16 protein-coding genes and 1 pseudogene are annotated in these 22,815 nt (G+C 70.3%); 8 read left to right on the top strand and 9 right to left on the bottom strand.

From position 1 onward, the window contains the following. Positions 1 to 60 precede the first annotated feature (60 nt). Complete coding sequence (locus tag GA0074692_RS10255; protein WP_091642381.1) at positions 61 to 2,586, top strand: GmrSD restriction endonuclease domain-containing protein; 2,526 nt, start codon at positions 61 to 63, stop codon at positions 2,584 to 2,586. Positions 2,587 to 2,634: 48 nt separating this feature from the next. After that, the gene (locus GA0074692_RS10250) at positions 2,635 to 4,776 is read left to right on the top strand and encodes a UvrD-helicase domain-containing protein (RefSeq protein ID WP_091642377.1); all 2,142 of its coding nucleotides are present in this window, start codon (positions 2,635 to 2,637) and stop codon (positions 4,774 to 4,776) included. A gap of 99 nt (positions 4,777 to 4,875) precedes the next feature. Here GA0074692_RS10250 and GA0074692_RS10245 read toward each other — a convergent pair whose 3' ends face one another. Then, positions 4,876 to 6,342: a DUF8189 domain-containing protein gene (locus GA0074692_RS10245; protein WP_091642373.1), complete on the bottom strand. Its 1,467-nt coding sequence runs from the start codon at positions 6,340 to 6,342 to the stop codon at positions 4,876 to 4,878. A gap of 103 nt (positions 6,343 to 6,445) precedes the next feature. Then, complete coding sequence (locus GA0074692_RS10240; protein WP_218106614.1) at positions 6,446 to 7,870, bottom strand: DUF8189 domain-containing protein; 1,425 nt, start codon at positions 7,868 to 7,870, stop codon at positions 6,446 to 6,448. A gap of 224 nt (positions 7,871 to 8,094) precedes the next feature. Here GA0074692_RS10240 and GA0074692_RS10235 point away from each other — a divergent pair, with 224 nt between their 5' ends. Then, positions 8,095 to 9,087: a helix-turn-helix domain-containing protein gene (locus tag GA0074692_RS10235; RefSeq protein WP_091642364.1), complete on the top strand. Its 993-nt coding sequence runs from the start codon at positions 8,095 to 8,097 to the stop codon at positions 9,085 to 9,087. Between the two features lie 71 nt (positions 9,088 to 9,158). Here the strand turns inward: GA0074692_RS10235 and GA0074692_RS10230 are convergent, their stop codons facing one another. Continuing rightward, on the bottom strand, positions 9,159 to 10,610 hold the full coding sequence (locus GA0074692_RS10230; protein ID WP_091642361.1) for an MFS transporter: 1,452 nt from the start codon (positions 10,608 to 10,610) through the stop codon (positions 9,159 to 9,161). A gap of 145 nt (positions 10,611 to 10,755) precedes the next feature. Between GA0074692_RS10230 and GA0074692_RS10225 the strand changes: the two genes are divergently transcribed. Beyond that, on the top strand, positions 10,756 to 11,403 hold the full coding sequence (locus GA0074692_RS10225; RefSeq protein WP_091642356.1) for a TetR/AcrR family transcriptional regulator: 648 nt from the start codon (positions 10,756 to 10,758) through the stop codon (positions 11,401 to 11,403). A gap of 16 nt (positions 11,404 to 11,419) precedes the next feature. On the opposite strand, the gene GA0074692_RS10220 is transcribed toward GA0074692_RS10225, so the two are convergent. From GA0074692_RS10220 to GA0074692_RS10215, 3 genes and pseudogenes are all read right to left on the bottom strand, one after another. Next, positions 11,420 to 12,175 (bottom strand): methyltransferase domain-containing protein, encoded by a 756-nt coding sequence (locus GA0074692_RS10220; RefSeq protein ID WP_091642352.1) that lies wholly within the window; start codon positions 12,173 to 12,175, stop codon positions 11,420 to 11,422. A 161-nt stretch (positions 12,176 to 12,336) separates the two neighbouring features. Further along, a pseudogene (locus tag GA0074692_RS35885) lies at positions 12,337 to 12,525 on the bottom strand (IS5 family transposase); the annotation flags it as partial. 2 nt (positions 12,526 to 12,527) lie between these two features. Next, positions 12,528 to 14,105 (bottom strand): Na+/H+ antiporter, encoded by a 1,578-nt coding sequence (locus GA0074692_RS10215; protein ID WP_176738375.1) that lies wholly within the window; start codon positions 14,103 to 14,105, stop codon positions 12,528 to 12,530. Between the two features lie 258 nt (positions 14,106 to 14,363). On the opposite strand from GA0074692_RS10215, the gene GA0074692_RS10210 reads away from it, so the two are divergent. Further along, a complete protein-coding gene (locus GA0074692_RS10210) occupies positions 14,364 to 15,953 on the top strand; it encodes a glycoside hydrolase family 64 protein (protein ID WP_091642343.1) in 1,590 nt (529 codons plus the stop codon). Positions 15,954 to 16,034: 81 nt separating this feature from the next. Then, the gene (locus GA0074692_RS10205) at positions 16,035 to 17,588 is read left to right on the top strand and encodes a ricin-type beta-trefoil lectin domain protein (protein WP_176738374.1); all 1,554 of its coding nucleotides are present in this window, start codon (positions 16,035 to 16,037) and stop codon (positions 17,586 to 17,588) included. 103 nt (positions 17,589 to 17,691) lie between these two features. Here the strand turns inward: GA0074692_RS10205 and GA0074692_RS10200 are convergent, their stop codons facing one another. Both GA0074692_RS10200 and GA0074692_RS10195 read right to left on the bottom strand, forming a co-directional pair. Further along, positions 17,692 to 18,429, bottom strand: coding sequence for a VOC family protein (locus tag GA0074692_RS10200; protein ID WP_218106613.1), 738 nt, complete (start codon positions 18,427 to 18,429; stop codon positions 17,692 to 17,694). 138 nt (positions 18,430 to 18,567) lie between these two features. Beyond that, entirely contained in the window at positions 18,568 to 19,362 is a 795-nt protein-coding gene (locus GA0074692_RS10195) for a hypothetical protein (RefSeq protein WP_091642335.1), read from the bottom strand. A 190-nt stretch (positions 19,363 to 19,552) separates the two neighbouring features. Between GA0074692_RS10195 and GA0074692_RS10190 the strand changes: the two genes are divergently transcribed. Further along, entirely contained in the window at positions 19,553 to 20,365 is an 813-nt protein-coding gene (locus GA0074692_RS10190; RefSeq protein ID WP_176738373.1) for an AfsR/SARP family transcriptional regulator, read from the top strand. A gap of 26 nt (positions 20,366 to 20,391) precedes the next feature. Here GA0074692_RS10190 and GA0074692_RS10185 read toward each other — a convergent pair whose 3' ends face one another. Continuing rightward, positions 20,392 to 22,161 (bottom strand): ABC transporter ATP-binding protein, encoded by a 1,770-nt coding sequence (locus GA0074692_RS10185; RefSeq protein WP_245730260.1) that lies wholly within the window; start codon positions 22,159 to 22,161, stop codon positions 20,392 to 20,394. A gap of 73 nt (positions 22,162 to 22,234) precedes the next feature. Here GA0074692_RS10185 and GA0074692_RS10180 point away from each other — a divergent pair, with 73 nt between their 5' ends. Beyond that, positions 22,235 to 22,807 carry a TetR/AcrR family transcriptional regulator gene (locus GA0074692_RS10180; protein ID WP_091642328.1) on the top strand — a complete coding sequence of 191 codons (573 nt, stop codon included), beginning with the start codon at positions 22,235 to 22,237 and terminating at the stop codon, positions 22,805 to 22,807. Positions 22,808 to 22,815: the final 8 nt, after the last annotated feature.

Here is a 22,815-nt window from a genome sequence, read left to right as displayed (position 1 = left end):
GTTGTCGATCTGATTGTCTTGCCAGGCTCACGGGTGGGTCTACAAAGGACGGGGTGCGGGATGGTCACGGCGCAGGAGACGACGCTGCGGGAGTTGCTGGAGGGCGCTAAGCAGTATCGAGTGCCGCTCTATCAGCGGACGTACTCGTGGACGGAGCCTCAACACAAGCGTCTGTGGGAGGACATCCGCAAGCTGGCCGAAGAGCGGGTGCAGAACCCTCGCCTCACGCACTTCATCGGCTCGCTGGTGCTTGCACCCAATCCTACGAACGGACCGGCGGGCGTCTCCCAGTTCCTGGTGGTGGACGGCCAGCAACGACTCACCACCCTGTCGATCCTGCTCTGCGCCCTCCGCGACCATCGGGCGCAGCACGAGGAACCGGGGCATCGGGACCGTATCGACCAGGAATATCTGATCAACAAATGGAAGCCCGCCCACCGGCTGAAGCTCGTCCCTACCCAGGCTGACCGACCCGCCTACGAGGCGTGCCTGGAGTCGACGCCGCAGGCCGGAGGAAGTGACCAGGTCGGTGCGGCGTACCGGTACTTCACGGCGCAGCTCGCCGCAGGTGCCACCGATTCGGACGATCCGCTGGACCTCGAACGCATCGAGGACGCCGTCATCTCGGGGATGGCGCTGGTCTCTGTGGTAGCCCAGGCCGGCGACAACGTCTACCGGATCTTCGAGTCGTTGAACAACACCGGTCTCAAGCTCACCCAGGCCGATCTGCTGCGCAACTACCTGTTCATGCGGTTGGAGAACCGCGGTGAGGCGGTCTACGACTCCCTGTGGTTCCCGCTGCAAAAGCAGTTGAACTCCGGCGAACTTGAGCAGTTGTTCTGGCTCGACCTGATCCACCGTCATCCGGAGGTCAAGCAGACCGACACCTACACCGCCCAGCAGGCGCGGCTCAACGGGCTGCACACCGAGGCGGAGATCGAGGCCGAGGTACGCCGGTTCTGCCGGCTCGGCGGCCTCCTGCGGATCATTCTGCATCCCGAAGAAGAAGGCGACCCGGAGGTACGGCGGCGATTGACCCGGCTCAACGCCTGGGACACGACGACGGCGCATCCGTTGCTGCTGCACCTGCTGGACCGCCGGGCGCAGGGCGCAGCCACCTCCTCGCAGATCGCGGCAGCCATGCTGTACGTGGAGAGCTTCTTCGTCCGACGTCTGGTGGTTGGCCGGGCCACCGCCACCGTTGGCCGGACACTACTGCGTGTCGTGAAGGAGATGCCGACGGATCTGCCCGTCGACGAGGCGGTGCGGGCTTATCTGTCTGTCGGACGAAAGTACTACGCGAACGATGCCAGTGTCCGCGACGCGGTGCGGTCCATCCCCTTCTACCTGAACGGACGCGCGACTCAGCGGAAGCTTTTACTTCAGTGGCTCGAGGAGTCCTACGGCAGCAAGGAACCGGTCGCGCCGGACGCACTGACCATCGAACACGTCATGCCGCAGAGCCCCACCGCTGAGTGGCGACAGACGTTGGGCGAGGATCTGCAGGGGGAGGAAAGCTTCGCCGAGGCGCACGAGAGCCTGGTCCACACGCTGGGCAATCTGACCCTCACCGGCTACAACGCGGAGCTGAGCAACAGCTCCTTCCTTGTTAAGCGCACTCAACTGGCCAAGAGCGGAATCTCGCTGAACCAGGAGATCGCTGCACAGAAGCGTTGGGGACGGCCCGAGATCCATGCCCGTGCCGATGCCCTCGCTGAGCGGATCATCGCCACCTGGCCGGGACCTACCGAGGAGGCAGGCAACCGTTCCGAGGTGCCCTGGGACCTCATGCACAAGGCACTTGCCGCGCTTCCCGCCGGCTCATGGACTGCCTACGGGGACGTGGCCGCGTTGATCGGGAGCCACCCCGTATCGGTCGGTGCCCGACTGGCCAGCCATCCGGCGCCGAACGCGCACCGGGTTCTCCAAGTCGAAGGCACCTTGTCGCAGAACTTCCGGTGGCCCGACCCGGTACGTACCGAGGACCCGTTCGAGCTGTTGCGCGCGGAGGGCATCGAGTTCGACAAGTATGGCCGGGCCAGCCAGGCGCAGCGCATCGGGGTCGAGGAGTTGGCTCATCTCGCCGGTATGCCGCAGCAGGATGCGTCCAAGCACCTTTCACGTCCGCGGTCCGGCCGGAACGACCCCTTAGATGATCGGTTCGTCGAACAGCTGAGGGATCTTCAGGAACCGAAGGTCGCGATGGGCACGCTGCTCGTACTTGAGGCGTGGACCAACCTGGGTGGGATGCTGTTCTACGGCTCGGGTGGCGAGACCTCGTGCTTCCTCATGGCACGAGGCAAGGAGCACGAACTCGGTAACATCTGGCCTGCGGCGATCTACCCGAGCGGGAAATTCGAGCTTGTGTTCCAGCACCTGAGTATCCGGCCACCGTTTGACGACATCGCACTCCGCGAGGAGTTCCGTCGACGGCTGAACGAACTGCCGGGCGTGAAGATCGCCGCAGCCAAGCTCGCCCTACGTCCTGGCTTTCCCTTGGGTGTCCTTGAAAGCGAAGAGGCCCGAGCACGACTGATCGAACACCTTGGCTGGTTCTACCAGCAGACCGTGAATTTTGACGTCTGAACTCCTGTCTGATCTGCTCGCCGCCCGTTCGTTACGTTGGAGATCCCCGTGCCGCAGCTCGCCTTCGCCAACAGCTTCTGGCAGAGCTTCGACGTCCTGGAGAAGCCGGTCAAGGCCGGCGTGCGCAAGGCGATGGAGAAGTTCCAGCAGCTCACCATCGCCGAGCTGCACGCCGACAAGGGGCTGCACCTGGAGTCGGTGCACAACGCCCGGGATCCCCGGATGCGGACCATCCGGATCAACGACTTCTGGCGCGGGGTGGTCCTCGCCCCCGACGACGGCAGCGACACGTTCCTGCTGCTGAGTGTGGTGCCGCACGACGGGGCGTACACCTGGGCGGCGAAGCGGCTCTACACCGTCAACACCGCCACCCGGGCGCTGGAGGTGCGCAACGTCGTCGCCATCGAGCAGCTCACCCCGGCACTGGAGAGGGCGGCGGCAGCGGCGCCCACGCTGCTGTTCGCCCGGCATTCCGACACCGTGCTACGGGATCTCGGCATCGACGACCAGGTGCTCCGGGCGGTACGGACGATCATCGACAAGCCGCAGTTGGAGGCGTTCGGCACGCTGCTGCCGGAGGACCAGTTCGAGGTGTTGCAGTACCTCGCCGAGGGGTTCACCCCGGAGGAGGTCTACCGGGACATCGTCGTCGAACGCCGTCCCGCCGACGCCCCGGCGGAACCGAGCGAGAGCCTGGCCATCGCGATCGCCAACACCGGCAACCGGATCACGCTGGTGACCCGGCCGGACGAGCTGGCCGAGATCCTCGACAAGCCGTTCGCGGCGTGGCGGGTCTTCCTGCACCCGTCGCAGCGGCGGGTGGCGTACCGGGTCTCCTACTCCGGCCCGGCGCAGGTGACCGGCGGTCCCGGCACCGGCAAGACGGTGGTGGCGCTGCACCGGGTCAAGCACCTGCTTGCCCGGCGACCGGACAGCCGGGTACTGCTCACCACGTACACCAACGCCCTGGCCGGCACCCTGCGGGAGAACCTGACGCTGCTCCTCGATGACCCGGAGCGGCTGGCCCGGGTGGAGGTGACCACGGTCAACGCGCTCGCCCATCGGACGGTCCGCGCCCTCGCCGGCCGGGTGCCGACCCCGATCGGGGACGGCGACGAACGGCAGGTGTGGCGGCGGGTCTGCCGGAAGCTCGACCTGCCCTGGCCGGAGCAGTTCCTCGCCCAGGAGTACCGGCACGTGATCCTCGCCCAGGACGTGCGCAGCCGCGCCGCGTACCGGGAGGCGAGCCGGCGGGGTCGGGGGTCGGCGCTGCGCCCGGCGCAGCGCGACCGGGTGTGGGACGCGGTGGAGCTGTTCACCGCCGAGCTGGCAGCGGCCGGCACCACCACCCACCTCCAGGTCTGCGCGCGGGCGGCGGAGTTGCTCGACGGCGCGGACCGCAGTGCCCACGGGTACGACCACGTCGTGGTGGACGAGGCGCAGGACCTGCACCCGGCACAGTGGCGGGTGTTGCGCGCCGTGGTGCCGCCCGGCCCCGACGACCTGTTCGTCACCGGCGACCCGCACCAACGGATCTACGACTCCCGGGTGTCGCTGCACGCCCTCGGGATCTCGGTCACCGGGCGCAGCCACCGGCTGCGGGTGAACTACCGCAGCACCGAGGAGATCCTCACCTGGTCGACCGGGGTGATGGTCGGGTCGCGGGTGGCGGCGCTGGGCGGGGAGGGCGACGACAGCCTGGCTGGGTATCGGTCGCTGCTGCACGGCCGGCGCCCCCGGGCGGCGGGACACCCGACGGGACCGGCCGAGGTCGCCGCTCTCGTCGAGCAGGTCCGCGAGTGGCGGGCGCAGGGCGTACGGCCGGGCGAGATCGCGGTCTGCGCGCGCTTCAACACCGTCCTGACCAGCGCGTACGACGCTCTGGTCGCGGCCGGCGTACCGGTGGTGCGGGTGCGGGACCAGCCCGGCGCGGGCGCCGACGCGGTCCGGTTGGCCACCATGCACGCGATGAAGGGCCTGGAGTTCCGGTGTGTGGCCGTGGTGGGTGTGACCGCGACGGCGGTGCCGTTCACCAAGGAGGTCACCCCGGCCGAGGTCGACCAGGCACAGCACGACAACGACCTGCTGCGGGAACGGTGTCTGCTCTTCGTGGCCAGCACCCGGGCCAGGGAGGCGCTGTACGTGTCCTGGAGCGGACAGCCCAGCCCGTTCCTGACCGAGGCGACCTGACCACGGTCCGCAGGCGAAGCCAGGGCCGGCGTACGCGAGGCGACGCGGCGTACGCGGTGCGGCCCGGCTGCCGTGGCAGCCGGGCCGGTCACTGTCGGTTCAGCAGGCTGGTGCGCCGACGGGTCCGTGTCCGGCCCAGGCGTACCAGTCGTTGGTGGAGGTCCAGGCCTTCTGGATGAGGTCGGCGCCGCTGTTGCGGCTGAACACGTCGATGCGTCCGCTGTTCCAGGACACTGCGGTCGGGCTGACGGCCAGCCAGCCGCCGAAGTCGGATTTGGGGTAGGTGGTCCAGTCCGCGCCGTCGGGGGAGTACCAGTGGATCAGGCTGTTGTCCTGGTCTCGCATGAAGATGTCGACGCTGTTGCCGGATCGGGTGCTGGCGGATGGGCGGCCGTTGAGGTTGCCGCCGCGGTCGGCCCAGTTGTACCAGCCGTGGTCGCGGGTCCACATGAGGGAGAGCAGGCTTCCGTCGGTGGCGCGGGCGAAGATGTTCATACGGGTGCCGTCGTTGTTGGCGACGGCGGCGGGGGCGCTGGTGGCGGTGATGGTGGCGGCGTTTTCGCCGATGTTGGACCAGTTGGTGGTCCAGGCGCTTTGGGCGGTGTCGAAGTGCCGGTAGACGATCTTGTTGGCGGTGTTCTTGACGAAGACGTCGATTCCGGTGGTGGAGCGGCTGGTGACGGCGGGTGGTGAGGTGATGGTGTAGTCGCCCATGTCGGCCCACTGGTACCAGCCGTGTGCGGAGGTCCAGGTGATCTTCTTGAGTCGGTTGTCGATGCCTTGGGCGAACACGTCGATGCGGCCGGAGCTGGCGATGGCGGCCGGCTCGCCCTTGATCGTCGCGTTCCCGTACAGCGTCGACCAGCAGCCCCAGGTGCCGGACGAGTAGTTGCGGTGCTTCAGCCGGCCGTCGGTGGTCACCGCGAACACGTCGAGCCCACCGACACCCCGGGACACCGCCGACAACCCCGGCATCGACGACGAGCCGGCCAGGTTCCACAGGGTGTTGACGATGATCTGGGCGTCGCTGACCTGGACGGCATACCGGTCCGGGTACGCGGACCGCTGGATCGACTGACAGATGTCGCCGATGTCGCCGCTGGTCCACGAGTTGTTCGGATACAGCGCGAGCATCTCGTTGAGGAACCGGTTCGTCGACCAGACGGCGTCGATGCGCTGTGCCTCGCTGCCCCATCCGGACCGCTGCTGGTACAGGCCGATGCTGTCGAGGTCACCACCGTCGAGGTTCTGCAGGTGGGTTTCCACGATGGCGGTGGTCACGGCGATGACCGCGGCGCGGGAGGAGAGACCTCTCGCCTTGACGGTCTCGACGATCACGCGGGCGCAGGACGTCTCGTACGACCCCATGTGGCCGCGCATGTCCTTGGTGAGCTGGGTGTTGAGCTGCTGGCCGATGGCCAGGTCCTCTGAGGTCGGTCCGCCGGTGGTGTCGCAGGCACGCCGCTCGTAGGCGAACGCCGCGGGGGCGCCGACCACGACCGCCAGGGTCGCGCTGACCGTCACGGCGGCCAGGCCGGAGACCATCTTCATGATGACGCGTTTCACGGGTTACTCCTTGTTTCGGGCGCAGCCCAGGTGGGAGACGGGGCGAAGGGTGGACCACCGGCGGCCGGAAGCAGGCCCGGCCGCCGTGCGGGTCACAGGTGTCTCAGCAGGCTGGTGCGCCGACGGGTCCGTGTCCGGCCCAGGCGTACCAGTCGTTGGTGGAGGTCCAGGCCTTCTGGATGAGGTCGGCGCCGCTGTTGCGGCTGAATACGTCGATGCGTCCGCTGTTCCAGGACACTGCGGTCGGGCTGACGGCCAGCCAGCCGCCGAAGTCGGATTTGGGGTAGGTGGTCCAGTCCGCGCCGTCGGGGGAGTACCAGTGGATCAGGCTGTTGTCCTGGTCTCGCATGAAGATGTCGACGCTGTTGCCGGATCGGGTGCTGGCGGATGGGCGGCCGTTGAGGTTGCCGCCGCGGTCGGCCCAGTTGTACCAGCCGTGGTCGCGGGTCCACATGAGGGAGAGCAGACTTCCGTCGGTGGCGCGGGCGAACACGTTCATCCGCGTGCCGTCAGCGTTCGCGACTGCCGCAGGACCGCTGGTGGCGGAGATCGTCGCCGCGTTCTCGCCGATGTTCGACCAGTTAGTCGTCCATGCACTCGACGCGGTGTCGAAGTGTCGGTAGACGATCTTGTTCGCGCTGTTCTTCACGAAGACGTCGATCCCCGTCGCCGACCGGCTCGTCACCGCCGGCGCCGACGTGATCGTGTAGTCACCCATGTCGGCCCACTGGTACCAGCCGTGTGCGGAGGTCCAGGTGATCTTCTTCAACCGGTTGTCGATGCCCTGAGCGAACACGTCGATCCGGCCGGAGCTGGCGATGGCGGCCGGCTCGCCCTTGATCGTCGCGTTCCCGTACAGCGTCGACCAACAGCTCCACGCGCCTGACGAGTAGTTGCGGTGCTTCAGGCGGCCGTCGGTGGTCACCGCGAACACGTCGAGCCCACCGACACCCCGGGACACCGCCGACAACCCCGGCATCGAAGTCGGAGTAGTCGAGCCGCAGTTCTGGCTGACGTAGGTCTCCCGACCGGTGGCGTAGTCGAACGGGTCACCGTGGAACGAGGCCGGGCGGATGTAGTCCGGGTAGCTCTGCCCGCTGCCCCGGTTGCGGTACTCGAAGTGCAGGTGAGGGCTGATACCGGGGCTGTTTCCGTCGGTGTTGCCGACGGTGCCGATCTTCTCGCCCTGGACGACCGTGTCGCCGATGTGCGCGAACTTGTCCTGGAGGTGGGCGTACAACGTGGAGTAGCCATCGCCGTGGTCGATCTCCACGTAGTTGCCGTAGTCGGAGCTGGCACCGCCTTCCCACCTGATCGTCCCGGCAGCTGCGGCGAGCACCGGCTGCCCCCGGTCGTCGGCGCCGGACGACAGATTGAAGTCGATCTCGTTGTTGCGGTGGGCGTTGCTGGAACCGGAGTCACCGGTCCACGAGGTGCCACACGAGAACGGCAGTTCGAGGTAGGGCGCGGCGGCGCTCGCAGGCGTCGGTGCGACCACCATCGACAGGGCGAGTGTCAGGGCCGCCACCGGGGCTGACAGTTTCAGGCTTGTTCGGGAACGCATCGGTTTCCTTCCGGACAGACGGACGACGGGCGACGCACCCGGAGGCACGCCCGCCACCGGGAGGTACGTGCCCGTCCTTGAGCAGGGGGGTGAGACCAGGAAACCCGGGGCGGCCCGCGTTCACGAGACATTCGACGGTTATCGAATCGGGGCTTCGTAGCTGGTGTCTCCTGTCCTACCGTTGACACGTGATCGATGTTCGTCTCGACGGGGCGGCCCTGGCGCAGATGCGACTCTCCGTCTCACCCGCTTTCGAGGCGATCGCCTGGCTGCGGCTCGCGGCCAGCGGACGCCGCCACGCCGTCCACGGCGACCCGGGTCCGGCCGCCCGGTTGGCCCTGCGGGACCGTGACGTGGCCCTGGTCGCGCAGGCCCTGCCAACGGGTGGCAACGGTGGCTACACCCTCGACCTGCTGACCCCGAAGCCCTGGATGGGCCCGGTCGAGAGCCTCCTCGACCGACAGTTGGGGGTGATGACGGAGACGCCGCCGGAGGCCGTCGCGGACCAGCTCTGCGCGGGGCGGTTTCCCCAAGGCCGGATGCCGGTCGAGGTGCGTAGCGCGATGGAGAACGGCACCTTCGCCCGCCGCGCTGCGAACGGACTGCTCCGCTTCTGGCGGTTCGTCTTCGCCGAGTCGTGGCCCGGTGTCCGGTCGACCCTCGAAACCGACCTCGCCGCCCGGTTCACCGTGATCGGTACGGCCGGCATCGGCCGGATGCTCGGTACGCTGCACCGCGACGTGGGCTGGACGGGCTCGTCCCTGTCGATCGGCACCAGCGCCTACCAGGAGACCTTCGATCTCGACGGTCAGGAACTCGTCCTCTGTCCCACAGCGGTCGGCTGGCCACGGTTGGCGGCCCAGTGTTGCGACCCGAATGACGCGGTGCTGGTCTATCCCGCGAACGGTCTCGTCCCGAGCCGGCCCGCATCCGACAGCGGACTTCCGGAGCTGGTCGGAACCAGCCGCGCGGCGATCCTGCGCGACCTGGACGTCGCCCGGTCGACCCACGAGCTGAGCACGCGATGGAGGTTGGCGCCCGCCACCGTCTCGTACCACCTCGGGGTGCTGCTGCGTTCCGGGCTCGTGTCGCGCAGACGGGACCGGCGGGTGGTGTTCTACCACCGGACCGAGCAGGGCGACGCGGTGCTCGGACTGCGGGCCGGCGTTCTTCAGAGCTGACCAGGGCGGGGGTGGGTCATCGCCCCGGGGCGGCCTTCCGGTGGCCCTTCCACGTCATCCGCCCGGGAGGGTCAGGTGTGCTGTTGCCTGGTGCGTAGGAAGACGGCCGCGATGAGGACACCGAGTGCGACCAGCGCGGCGTTGACGGCGATGGCAGTGGTGACCCCGTCCAGGATTGCTGCCGCCGTGGCGGCGCCTGTGGTGGCCGCGGTCACGATCGCGGACATGATCGGGGTGCCCATGGTGATGCCGACCTGCTGGGCCATGGTCGTCAGTCCGGTGGCCAGGCCCTGCTCCCCGTCGGGCAGTCCGCTGGTGGCGGTGACCATGAAACCGACGATGACCAGCATGTTGCCGACGCCGCCGAAGAAGGTGGCGGGTAGGAGCAACGCCATCGAGGAGACAGTGCTCGTGCCCAGGAAGAGCAGAGCGGCGGTGAAGACGGTTTGGACCAGCCCGCCTGCGACCAGCGCGGTCAGCGTGGAGGTCTTGGCGATCACCTTGGGGGCCAGCAGGCCGCCGACCACGGTGCCGAGGCCCAGGACGCCGAAGGAGATCCCGGCGGCCAGGGCGGAGAAGCCGAGGGTCTTCTGCATGTACAGGGTGAGCAGGTAGACCAGCGAGGTCTCGGTGACGAAGGCGAGCAGGCCCAGTACGTTGCCCCAGGCCACGTTCCGGCGACCCAGCACCTTGAGCGGGACGAGCGGCTGGGCCACCGTCCGTTCGACGACGTAGAACACCACCAGCAGCAGGACGCCGGTGATCAGCCCGGCCAGAGCGTGCGGGTTGGTCCAGCCATGCTCGCCGGCCTGGGTCAGGCCGTAGACGAGCCCCAACAGGCCGAGGGTGACGGCCAGGGCGCCAGGCAGGTCGAGCCTGGGACGGTCGCTGGGCCTCGACTCCCGGATGACCGAGGGAGCGACCAGCAGTACGGCAAGGGCGACGGGCACGTTGATGAAGAAGGCCCAGCGCCAGGACAGCAGGTCGGTCAGCACGCCGCCGAGGATGGCGCCGGTGGTGAACCCGGCGGACATCAACGCGCCGTTGAGGCCGAGGGCCCGCTGCCGCAGTGGGCCTTCGGGAAAGGAGGTGGTCAGCAGGGCGAGCCCGGCGGGAGTGGCGGCCGCGGTGGCCAGGCCCTGGGCGACGCGGGCGACGATCAGGAGCTCGGGGCTGGTGGCGAGACCGCCGACGAGGGAGGCCACGCCGAGCAGGCCGAGACTGCCGAGGAAGATCCGCTTGCGGCCGACGAGGTCGCCGATGCGGCCGAAGAAGAGGGTGAAACCGGCCGCGCACAGTGCGAACGAGGTGGCGATCCACTGGAGGTTGGACAGGGAGAAGCCGAGGCCCTCGCCGATCGCGGGCAACGCGACGTTCAGGATCGAGAAGTCGACGGCCAGCATGAACTGGGCGACCAGCAGAACGGCGAGGAGCAGCTTGGGACGGCCGGTCAGCCGCTGTGGCTGCGGCGAGTGAGCGATGGCAGGTGATGTTCGCTGCGTTGCGGCGTTGGTTGCGGACATGACACGCGTTTCCTTTCGAAACCTCTAACGGGTCTGGCGTTCCGTTAGTTCGGCAACCGTAGCACCGTGGGGCGTCGTAATGGAACTCCGGCCCCGATAGTGTTGTCTGTGGCATCGTGAAGCGCCGCACGAAGGAGGCCCATCCGTGGTTGACACGCCCGCTCCCGGCACCGTCCGGCCAGGCGGCCGCACCGCCCGCGTCCGCGAGACCGTCCTGCGGACGGCTGGCGACCTCTTGGCCCAGGGTGGCTTCGAGGCCCTCGATCTGGCCGAGATCGCCCGTCGGGCCGGGGTCGGCAAGACCACCGTCTACCGTCGTTGGGGCACCCCCGGCACCCTCGCCGCCGACCTGCTCGACGACATGGCCACCCAGTCTGTGCCTCGCGCCGACACCGGCTCGATCGAGGAGGACCTGCGCGCCAACGCCCACCTGGTGGTCAAGACGCTCACCGAGCCCCGACAGGGACGGCTGTTCAAGGCCCTGATCGCTGCCTCGCTCTGTGACGAACAGGCGGCTGAGGCACTTCACCGCTTCTACGCCACCCGCATCGAGGAGTGGGCCGGCTGCGTCACCGACGCCGTCCAACGTGGGGAACTCCCCGACGGCACCGACGCCCAGCGGGTGATCGCCGCTGTCTCCGCTCCCCTGTACTACACACTCCTCAACACCGGTGACCCGCTGACGGAGGCCGACGCCGACCGCGCCGCCAAAGCCGCCCTTGCCGCCGCTCGCGCCGGAACATGGTCCACAGCCGCTCCGCGGGGACGGCCAACCCCGAACTGCGACAACTGAGGACTCAGGACACGCCCTAGCCCGGGCGGCGTCCCCATGCCGAGATCAGCGGCGCGAGGGTGAGGTCGAGTTCGCCGGCATCGACGGCGGCCAGGTGCGCGTCGATTTCGACGTCGTTGGCCAGCCCTGCGGCGAGCAACTCGGCGCGGACCATGCGCACCGTCGCGGTCTCCAGCCGGTCGCAGGCCACCCCGCCGACCGGGAAGCAGCCGGCCGCCGTGACATCGACCAGGCCCGCCGCACGCAACGCCCGCGGCAGCGTACGGCCGTAGCGCAGGTCGGCGCCGCGGCGGGTCATCAACTCCCGGACGGCGCGCCGTAGCCGGTTGGCGCGCCGCTGCGCCGGGCCAACCTCATCGAGGCAGGCCAGCGGCTGCAGCTCGGTGTCGGCATCCTCTACCAACAGCCAACCGCCGGGCCGCAGCGCCGCCACCATCGTCGCCAGCGCCCGGGCACGGTCGGGCACGTGAACGAGCACGAGCCGCGCGTGTACCAGGTCAAACGTGCCTGGTTGCGGCGGCGGGTCCCCGACGATGTCGTGCCGGAGCACCTCGTACCCGCCGTGCGGGTCCAACCAGGCCGGATTGATGTCCGTGGCCAGCACGTGACCGGTTGGTCCGACGGCTGTGGCGAGTGCCTCGGGAATGCTGGGGCCTCCGGCACCAACTTCCCAGCAGCGCCAGCCCGCCCTCACTCCGATCCGGTCGAAGTGCCCACGCGTGACACCGTCGAACAGCTCGGCCAGCCAGGTGAACCGCTCGCCCGCCTCCACCCGGGCGTTGTCAAGCAGGTAGCGGTGATCCGGGGAAGACTCGGGGGAGTCCGGCGATGGCGGCCTGGACCGCGCGCCAGCAGTATTCACCGGCCCGCCCGCGGTCGTGTCCGGCTCGGGCCCGGGGTCAACGGCGGGCTGCGATGAACTCATACCCACATCCTCCCCACCGGTCGGCGCACCCGCACCCGTTCCCACACCGCCTCGAACCGGGGACTGTCGGCGGCCTGACCCGGGGTGAGGACGAAGGCCAAGGGCCGACGGCCACGGGCGGCGGCCGGGTGCACCTTGCGGGTCAATCCACCACGCGAGCGCCCCAACCCGGCCGGCGCCAGCCGGGCACGATGGCGCCCTAGTCCGGGGCCTGTGGCCCCCGCAGGCGGATCTCCTCGATGTCCAGCACCGCCTGAAGTTCCCGCAGCACGATGTCGTCGATCTCGTTCGCGTCGCGCAGTCGGGTGATCTCGCCACGTTCCCGGTCGAGCACCTTCAGCCGTAGCTCACGCTCGACCTCCCGGGTCCGCGCGGAGGTGTGGTCGTCGTCCACCGCCTGGGCGTCGTCGAGGTGGGCCTGGTAGTCGGTGCGTACCCGCTCGACGATCTCCGCCGTCGCGGCGAGGTCCCGGGCCACCTCGGGTAGCGCGGCCAGGCCGGCCCGGGTGGCGTGCAGCCGGGCCTGGCGGGTCTCCTCGTCACGTGGCTGGTCGCCGACGAGACCCGCCCACCGCACGACCGACGGCAAGGTGATGCCCTGGACCAACATGATCAGCACGATCACCACCGCCGTGCAGAAGATGATCAGGTTGCGCTGGGGGACCGGCTTGTTGCCGGGGGTGATCAGCGGTACCGCGAGCGCCGCGGCCAGCGACACCGCGCCCCGGAAGCCGGCCCAACCGGCGGCCGTACGGACCCGCCAGCCCACGTGGAGGTCACGCTGCGACCGCCGGCGGTCGAGCAGATGGAGGAGGTACGTCGACACGTGCACCCACACCATCCGGGTCGCGGCGACCGTGCCGGCCACCACCAGCGCGATGAGCAGCGCCCGCCCCAGCGACGTGCTGGTCTCACTTTGCACGATGCGGGGAATCTGCATGCCGAGCAGGACGAAGAGCCCACCGTTGATCAGGAACGTGGTGAGGTCCCAGAAGGCGAGGGCCATCACCCGGGACGGCGCCCGGATGACCCGGGGCGCGGCGTAGGAGAGCAGCAGCCCGGCGACGACCACCGCCAGCACGCCACTGGCGTGCACCCGCTCGGCGATCAGGAACGCGACGAACGGGGTGAGCACGCTCAGCGCGCCCTCCCGGAGCGGGTCGTCGAGGCGTCGCCGGATCAGGATCACCACGCCACCGACCAGCAGACCGGCCGCGATTCCGCCGACGAACGACCCGACGAGCTGCCCGAGGAGCTTCGGTGTCCCCGGTGGGCCACCCCCTTCGAGCAGGCCGAGCGCGACGGCGAACAGGACCAGCGCGGTGCCGTCGTTGATCAGACTCTCCGCGCGCAGCACGGTCAGGAACCGCCGGGGCATCCGTTTGGCCAGGCCGGCGACGGCTGCGGCGTCGGTGGGGGCCAGCACGGCACCGAGCACCCAGGCCGCCGCCGGGTCGACGCCGAGCGCCTGCGCGGCCCACGACACGGTGACCATGGTGATCGCCACCAGCACGATGGCGAGCAACGCGATGGCCGGCAGGTTGGCCCGGATCTCCCGCAGGCTGATGGTGAGGCTCTCCCGGTAGAGGATCGCCGGGAGGAAGAGCAGCAGCACCACCTCCGGCTCCAGTATCACGTGGGACAGCGGCGGGATGAGCGCCAGCAGCGCGCCCAGGCCGATGAGCAGGACGGGCGGCGCGACCCGGTACCGCCCACCGAGCGTGGTCCCGACCAGCACGGTGGCGGCCAGCACCGCGATCAGTACGAGACCTTCCACGGCACCCCCGTTCCCCGACCCTCTCGTCCGTCGTCCCAGTGTCGGACGGCGGGCCGGCGGCGCGTCGCGGAACGGCGTGGAGGAATCCGGACGGGCAGCCGGGGGCGACCCCTCGACGCCCCCGGGGTCGGCGGGAGTCACCGAAAACTGGCCCGACACCGCGCCGGCCGGAGCGGGCAGGTATTGACAAACTTTGTTTCCAGTCGCAGCCTGTGAGAGCGCTCTCTCACCCGATTTCCCACGCCGGAGGTGGTTCCATTGAGCGTTCGCCGACATCTGCTTGCCATCGTCTCCGCCCTGCTCGTCACCGGGGCGGCGACCGTCGACGCGGCACCCGCCCGCGCGGTCGGACCGGCCCTGCTGCCCGTCACGGTCACCAACAACACCGGCCGGGCCGAGGCCACCCACCTGTACGTCATCGGCACCCAGCTCTCCACCGGCCGGCTCGGCTACGTCACGGCCGGCGGCGCGTTCGTACCGTGGACCGGCGGCCAGATCCCGCCGTCGCCCGCGCCGGACGCGTCGATCCCCGGCCCCGGCAACGGGGGCCGCAGCACCATCCAGTTCCCCCGGGGCTTCTCCGGCCGGGTCTACTTCTCCTTCGGAGAGAAGCTGAAGTTCTTCCTCACCCCGGACGGCCTGGTACAACCCGCGCCCTGGGCGGCCGGCGACCCGAACCGGAACATCCTGTTCGACTGGAGCGAGTTCACCTACAACGACGCCGGCCTCTGGCTGAACAGCTCCCAGGTGGACATGTTCGCCGTGCCGCACGCGGTCACCGTCACCGGTGCCAACGGCGTCACCAAGCGCACCGGCGACGTCGTCGCGAACGGCCGCGCCGCCGTCATCGACGGGATCCGCGCGCAGGCCGGCTGGGGTAACTCCGTCTACACCCGGGGCGACGGCACGGTGCTGCGGGTCCTGGCGCCGGGCAAGGCCGCCGGAGCGGGCCTGTTCAGCCCCACCTACCTCGACTCGTACATCGCCTCGGCGTGGAACGCGTACACCACGAAGACGTTGACCGTGGTGCCCTTCACCGACCAGCCGGGCATCCGCTACTTCGGCCGGACCGCCGGCACCACAATGACCTTCACCAACGGCTCCGGCCAGGTGGTGGCCTCCTTCCAGCGGCCCTCCTCGGCCAGCGTCTGGGGCTGCGACGGCCAGCTGCACGCCCCCAATGACCAGGTTGTCGGGCCGATCGCCCGGACGCTCTGCGCGGCCCTCAACCGGGGCACCCTCGGCACCATCGACACGCAGCCCAGCCTGAACCCCGCCGAGTTCTACCGCAGCAACCCCACCAACCAGTACGCCCGGGTGATCCACGCCAACATGGCTGACGGCAAGGCGTACGCGTTCGCCTTCGACGACGTCGGCGGCTTCGAGTCGCTGGTGCACGACGGCGACCCGCGTGCCGCCGGTGTGGTCCTGAGCCCGTTCGGCGGGGGCGGCACCCCGCCGCCGACCGGGGTGCCGATCCTGAGCAACTGGAACAACAAGTGCATCGACGTGCCCAACTCGAACTTCGTCGACCGCGCGCCGTTGCAGATGTGGACCTGCAACGGCACCAACGCACAGAAGTGGACGTTCAGCGGCACGGCGGTGCGGAGCCAGAACAACAAGTGCATGGACGTCGACGGTGGCGCCACCGGCAACGGAGCGGTCGTCCAGCTCTACACCTGCAACGGCACCGGCGCGCAGCAGTTCGTCCTCTCCGCCGCCGGTGACCTGGTCAACCTGGCCGCCAACCGGTGCGTGGACATCAAGGACTGGAACGGCGGCGACGGCGCGCGGTTGCAGCTCTGGGACTGCGCCGGCAGCGCCAACCAGAAGTGGCGTACCGGCTGACCCCACGGCCCCGCGCTACCTCCGCCCGGCGGCACCCGCCGCCGGGCGGCTCCCTGAAACCCCCGATCCGAAAGGACACCCATGAAGTCGTTCCTCGCGCTGCTCGCCACCGGTGTGGCGGCCGTCGGGCTGACCGTGCCCGCCAACCTGCCCCCGCCCGATCCGGGCCCCACCGACCGGGTCGGAGTCGCCCGCACAGAAACGGCCGACCTGCCAGCCGGGATGGCCGAGGCGATGCGCCGGGACCTCGGCCTGACCGACCGGCAGCTCGCCGACCGGTTGCGGGCCGAGGCCGCCGCCGCCCTGATCGACCAGCGGCTGCGCGCCGAGCTGGGGACCCGGTACGCGGGTTCCTGGCTGACCGCCGACAACCGCCTGACGGTGGCGGTCACCGACCCGTCCGACGTGGCCACCGTCCGGGCCGAGGGGGCCGAGCCACGAATCGCCGGCCGGAGCCTGGCCGCGCTCACCGCCGCCCACCAGACTCTCGACAAGCTCGCTGCCCGCCACCGCCCGGGCGACGCGGTGCGGGGCTGGTATGCCGACGTCGTCGACAACAGCCTCGTGGTGACGGTCGCCCCCGGCCGTACCGCGTCGGCCCGGGACTTCGTGGCGCGCAGCGGGCTCCCCGCCGACCTCGTCCGCTACGTCGTCGAAGCGGAGGCACCCCGCCCGCTGTACGACATCCGGGGCGGCGACCAGTACGTGATCAACGGCAACACGCTCTGTTCGGTGGGCTTCGCCGTCGCGGGCGGCTTCGTGACCGCCGGCCACTGCGGGGGCACCGGAAGCCCCACCCTCGGCTACAACAACGTGTCCCAGGGCACCTTCGCCGGCTCGTCGTTCCCGGGCAACGACTACGGCTGGGTCCGGACCAACGGCAGTTGGACGCCCCGACCGTGGGTCAACAACTACGCCGGTGGCACCGTGTCGGTCGCCGGTTCCGTGGAGGCCGTGATCGGCAGCGGGGTGTGCCGTTCCGGCCGGACGACCGGCTGGCGCTGCGGCACGCTCCTCGGCCGCAACGAGACGGTCAACTATCCGCAGGGCGCGGTGTCGGGTCTCCACCGCAGCAACGCCTGCGCCGAGGGCGGCGACTCCGGGGGCGCCTGGCTCGCCGGCAACCAGGCGCAGGGCGTCACCTCCGGCGGCAGCGGCAACTGCTCGACCGGCGGGACGACGTGGTTCCAGCCGGTCAACGAGATCCTCGGCGTCTACGGGCTGTCGCTGGTCACGACCGGCGGCGGGGGACCGGGCACCCGGATCATCAGCAACTGGAACAACAAGTGCATCGACGTGCCCAACTCCAACTTCTCCGACGGCGTGCCGTTGCAGACCTGGAACTGCAACGGCACGTCCGCGCAGAGTTGGAACTTCACCGGCGGCACGCTGCGCACCCAGAACAACAAGTGCATGGACGTGGCCTGGGGCTCCCGCGAGAACGGCGCGGTCATCCAGATCGCCAACTGTAGTGGCAACCCCGCCCAGCAGTTCGTCCTCTCCGCCGCCGGTGACCTGGTGAACCCGCAGGCCAACCGGTGCGTGGACATCAAGGACTGGAACGGCAACGACGGCGCGCGGTTGCAGCTCTGGGACTGCGCCGGCACCCTCAACCAGAAGTGGCGCACCGGCTGAGACGTGTCGGCGTCCACCTGGTGGCGACGCACCGGCCGGGCCGTCTTCCGGTCCGGCCGGCGCGTCCGCGCTCCGAGCAGGGCGCGATGTCAGGGGTGCCCGGCTACGTCGTCAGCCACTCACGTAGTCGTGCGACGTTGGCGACCTCGTTCTCCACGCGCTGTCGGTCGGCGTCGGTCAGCTCGACCGTCCGGAGCTGGGCGATCCACTTGTCGGCCTGGTCAGGCTCCTCGAGGGCGACTGCCAGCTCGGCCAGCGCCGCCAGGGCCAGGGCACGTTCGACCGGCGGGGCCGTGTCGCCGTGCCGGCGCAGTGCCGAGGTGAGCGTGCGTACCGCCGCCCGGTCGTCGTTCTTGAACTCGCGGAAGATGCGGGCGTTGTCGAGGGCCCGGGGGATGCCCTGCAACTGCTTCGACCCGCCGTACTCCAGCGTCTCCTCCTCGTCGCGCTGGATGAAGATAATCGAGTTGCCCGACGGGTCGACGAGCGTGAACCGGCTCGCCCCGGGCCGGTAGCGGGTGATCCGGGGTACCCCCCTGGCCAGCACCTTGCCGTACGCGCCGCGCATCGCCGCGCTGAACGCCGCGTGGTACGGCGCGACGGCGTCCACCATCACCAGACACCCACCGGCGTTCTCCTGGCTCGGGTCCACGTGCGGGGGCGCGGACCCGAAGTGCAGCTCGAAGCCGCTCCAGGCGAAGGCGAGGTAGACGTAGGGGCGGGTCTGTCGGTAGGTCACCCGGAAGCCGAGCGCCTGGTAGAAGGCGAGTGTCTCGTCGGGAGAGACGCAGGGCAGCAGTGGCACGGTGGTCTCGTTCGGACGTACCTCGGGATCGGTCACGCCGGCCATTGTGCCGGCGTGACGGTCGAACCCGGGTGGACGACCGGCACGGTCGGTCCTGCCCGCGGGTCGGGGGGCCGGCCGACGGTCGGCACGGTGACGCGGCAGCGCCTCCGTGCCGACCCGCCATACTCACCGTCAGTCGAGAGTGGAGACTCCGCCGGTCGTCGGGGTGGAGAGTCGGCCGTTCTCCTTCGTCCGGATGTAGAACCGGTAGAAGGTGTTCGACACGAGTCCGGTGACCGTGTGGGTGTACCAGCCGGTCCCCGCCCCGGGGCCGACGTGCACGGTGCGGGACTCCGGGGTGAGCACCCAGTGCCCGTCGTCGTTGAACTTGCGTTCCATCCAGTCGTAGGTGATCTGGTAGCCCTCCTCGTTGTGGGAGAGGTCGGTGAAGCCCACGGTGATCGCGTCCTGGCCGTTGACCATGGTCGGCGTCAGGCTGAGGTTGGCCGGCGGGGTGGGTTCGATCGTGTAGGTCAGGTAGCTCAGGGCCGCTGAGTACGGCGCGGCCGGCTGGGTGCCGTCGGGGACGTTGACGAGGGTGATCAGCACCTGGTGGGTGCCGACCGTCGACGGCGCGGGCACGGTGATGTCGAAGCCGACGTAGCCGTTCTGGCCGGCGTGCCAGTGCCCGGCGGTGTGCGCGCCGACGAAGGGACCGTCCACGTTGACCCAGATCGTCACCGGGCCGCCGTTGACGTCGCGGGCCCAGCCACGGACGTTGAAGAGGCCGTTGGCGTAGCCGTACGACTCGACCCGGCCGGTGGGGGACTTGTCGCTGCCCTCCGGCGGCGGTGGCGGTTCCTCGATCGGGTTGCAGGCCGGCGGCGGCACGGGAACTTCGCAGTAGGGTTCGGCGGCGGCGGGAGAGGCGACGGCGAGGGTGGCGGCCACCACCGTCGCGGCGACGACCGCGAGGAAACGTCTCATGCCAGCAGCGAAGCGGGCGGATCTGGGATCCGTCTGGGAAGCCGTCCGGACAGTCGGCTACCCGACTTGTCCGGCCCCAACCTTCCCGGCGACCAAGGGCGTCTTCTGTGATCGACAGGGGAACCGTCGTGGTCGGTCGACGCCGGCACCTGTCCGGAGGGGGATGGCGGTGGGGGAGGGGATGACACCGGTGACGGAGCTCGACCTGTGCGTACTCGGGCCGATCGGGGCCATGCGTGCCGGCCGACCGGTGGCGCTCGGCGGCCGCCGGCAGCGGATGGTGCTGGCGGCCCTGCTTGTCGCCCGGGGCCGGATGCTGCCGGTGGAACGGTTGCGGGAACTGGTCTGGGGCGACGGCGGCCCGGTCGCCAGTCGCGCCACGCTCTACGGGTACGTCGCCGGCCTGCGCCGCGCGCTGGAACCGGAGCACGCGGCCCGCCAGGGTGACGTGCTCGTCCGGGCGGGCACCGGCTATGCGATCCGCCTGCCCCCGGGCCGGGTCGACGCGGAGCGGTTCACGGCGCTGGTGGACCGGGGTGGGGCGCTGCTCGACCGGGGGCGGCCGGTCGAGGCGGCGGCCACCCTCGACGCGGGGCTGGCCCTCTGGCGGGGGCCCGCCTTCGCCGATCTCGGCGACGCGCCCTTCGTTCTGCCGGCGGTGACCCGGCTGGAGGCGGCCCGTGCCACCGCGATCGAGCTGCGGTTGACGGCCCTGCTCCAGGCCGGTCACCACGCCGCCCTGCTCGGTGAGCTGGCGGCGCTGGTGGTCGAGGAGCCCCTGCGGGAGCGGGGGTGGGAGCTGCTGGCGACCGCGCTCTACCGCGCCGGCCGGCAAGGTGACGCGCTCGCCGTGCTGCGGCGGGCCCGTCGGACGCTCGCCGAGCAGCTTGGCGCGGACCCGGGGCCGGCCCTGCGGCGGCTTGAGGCCGCGATCCTCCACCACGACGAGGCGCTCGCACCGGTCCTCGCCGCCGCCGGCCCCATCGGGTGTGCCCGACGCTGACCCCCGCCGGCCCCGCTTCGCTCGGTCTACGCGCCCACCGCCACCGGCTCCTCGGCCGCGATGCGCAGCGCCTCGACCAGCCTGCGGTAGAGGTCGTCGCTGGCCAGCAGCTCCGCGTGGGTGCCCTGGGTCCGGATCCGGCCGTTCTCCATCACCACGATGCGGTCGGCGTCGAGCACCGTGGAGAGCCGGTGCGCGATGGTCACCACGGCGCCGACCGCCGCCCGCTGCCGAACGCACTCCTGTAGCGCCGCCTCGGTGAGCCCGTCGACCTGTGCGGTCGCCTCGTCGAGGAGCAGGACGTCGGGGGTACGCAGCATGGCGCGGGCCAGTGCGATGCGCTGGCGCTGTCCGCCGGAGACCTCCGTCGACGACAACAGGGTGTCCAGGCCCTCCGGAAGCGAGTCGACCTTCTCGTCCAAGCGCACCGCCCGCAGCACCGCCCGGATCTCCTCGTCGGACGCGTCCGGATGGGTGAACCGCAGGTTGTCGCGGATGGTGCCGGGCACCACCGGCGTCTCCTGCTCCACGTACGCGAGCCGGGACCGCACCTCGTCGTGCCCGTATGTGGCGTACGGGCGGCCGTCGAGGAGCAACTGCCCGTGCTCGGGTTCGAGGAAGCGCAGAACGAGCGAGAAGAGCGTGGTCTTGCCGGCTCCCGACGGACCCACGATCGCGGTGTGCCCGCGCCGGGGGACGACCAGGTCGACCTCGCGTACCGCCGGGGGCGCGTCCGGCCCGTACCGGGCGGTGACCCGGCGGAACTCCAGTACCGGCTGGTCAGGATCCGGAGTGGCCGGACGGGCCGTCGCGGTGGTGGCCGGGGCCGCCGGCTCGACGGCCATGCTCTCGACCTCGCGGATCCGTCCGGCCGCGGCGATGCCGGCCTGCAACGCCGTGGTGTTCTGGGTCAGCTCGGTGATCGGGCCCATCAACTGGAACACGTAGAGCAGGAAGGCGATCAGGCTGGAGATCTCCAGCAGGTCACGCTGGGCCCGCCAGGCGCCGACGCCGAGGATCACGATCACCGCGAGCTGGATGCCCGTCCAGGCGATCGTCCAGACCGACGCGGTCACCACCGCCGACCGGACGCTGTGCGTCGCCACCTGCCGGGCGTCAGCGACGATCCGCTCGGTCACCCGGGCCTCGGCGCGGCTGGCCTTGACCGTGCGGACCGCGCGCAGCGCCCCCTCCAGCGCGCCCCCGAGCCGGCCCATGGACTCCTGCGCGGCGGTCTGCGCTGCCGCGATGCGCGGCATGAGGGCGCCCATCACCGCCGCGACCACCAGCACGGCCGCGATGGTGCAGCCCAGCAGGAACAGGTCCAGCACCCCCATCAGCACCAGCGTGCCGACCAGGGCGATGCCGGCGTTGACCAGACCGACGATGCTGCTGGACGCCTCGCGCAGCAACTGGGTGTCGGAGGTGGCCCGGGTGACCAGCTCGCCGGTGGGCCGGCGTTGCAGGTCACCGACCCGGGCCCGGAAGTAGTGCCGGACGATCGCGGTCCGCGCGTCGAGCACGATGTGCTCGGCCAGCGTCCCGAGCAGTCGCCACTGCCACAGCCCGACCGCCGCGCCGAGGACGACGAGCAGCAGCAGCACCCCGATCGGACGGGCCATCGACCCGCCGGCGCCGAGGGTGTCCAGGACCCACTTGGTGACCATCGGAGTGGCGAGTCCGGCCGCGTTCGCGGCGAGGCCCAACCCGAGGCCGAGGAGCATCGTGCGTCGGTACGGGGCGAGGAACGAGGTGAGCGTACGCAGCCGGGGGAGCGCCCGGTTGGATGATTCCATACCCTGAATGGAACATATGTGTTCCATAACAGTCAACCGTTATTCCGGAAAGGCTCGTTGATATCCTTCCTCCGTGACAGACGCGCAGGTTTCCGGCAGCCGGGCCCGGACCCGCCAGGCCATCGTCGACGCGGCGATCGAGGTGCTGGGGCGCAACCCCGCCGCGTCCCTGGGCGACATCGCCGCCGCCGCCGACGTGGGGCGGACCACCCTGCACCGGTACTTCGCCGAGCGGGCCGACCTGCTGACGGCGGTCGGCGCCGAGGCGGTCGCCCGGCTGGCCCGCGCGACTGCCCAGGCGCGCACGGCCGAGGGCACCGGCGCCTCGGGCGTACGCCGGCTCTGCCAGGAGTACTTCGACCTTGGGGACCTGCTCTCGCTGATCTTCAGTGAGCCGGAACTCTGCGCCGACCCGACCGCCGGCGGGTTCACGGGATGCGACCCGGAGTTCACCGCGCTGGTCGAGCGCGGCCACCGCGACGGCAGCATCGACCCGGAGTTGCCGGCGGGTTGGGTGCAGAGCATCGTCTGGTCCCAGCTGTACGCCGGGTGGGCCTATCTTGCCGAGACCGGCGCCTCCCGGCACGAGGTGCTGCGCCTGATCCTGCGCACCGTCGACGGCGCGATCGCGGCCAGACCAGACTGACGCCCGCC

Source organism: Micromonospora pallida (assembly GCF_900090325.1).
In the GTDB taxonomy this organism is placed as follows: domain Bacteria; phylum Actinomycetota; class Actinomycetes; order Mycobacteriales; family Micromonosporaceae; genus Micromonospora; species Micromonospora pallida.
Note: the sequence above shows the minus strand (reverse complement) of the source record. Positions and strands in the feature narration are given on the sequence as shown.

Excerpts from the sequence above, each read along its gene's own strand:
- GA0074692_RS10255 (WP_091642381.1), top strand. The coding sequence starts at position 61 with ATGGTCACGGCGCAGGAGACGACGCTGCGGGAGTTGCTGGAGGGCGCT.
- GA0074692_RS10230 (WP_091642361.1), bottom strand. The coding sequence starts at position 10,610 with ATGTCCGCAACCAACGCCGCAACGCAGCGAACATCACCTGCCATCGCT.
- GA0074692_RS10205 (WP_176738374.1), top strand. The coding sequence starts at position 16,035 with ATGAAGTCGTTCCTCGCGCTGCTCGCCACCGGTGTGGCGGCCGTCGGG.
- GA0074692_RS10195 (WP_091642335.1), bottom strand. The coding sequence starts at position 19,362 with ATGAGACGTTTCCTCGCGGTCGTCGCCGCGACGGTGGTGGCCGCCACC.
- GA0074692_RS10185 (WP_245730260.1), bottom strand. The coding sequence starts at position 22,161 with ATGGAATCATCCAACCGGGCGCTCCCCCGGCTGCGTACGCTCACCTCG.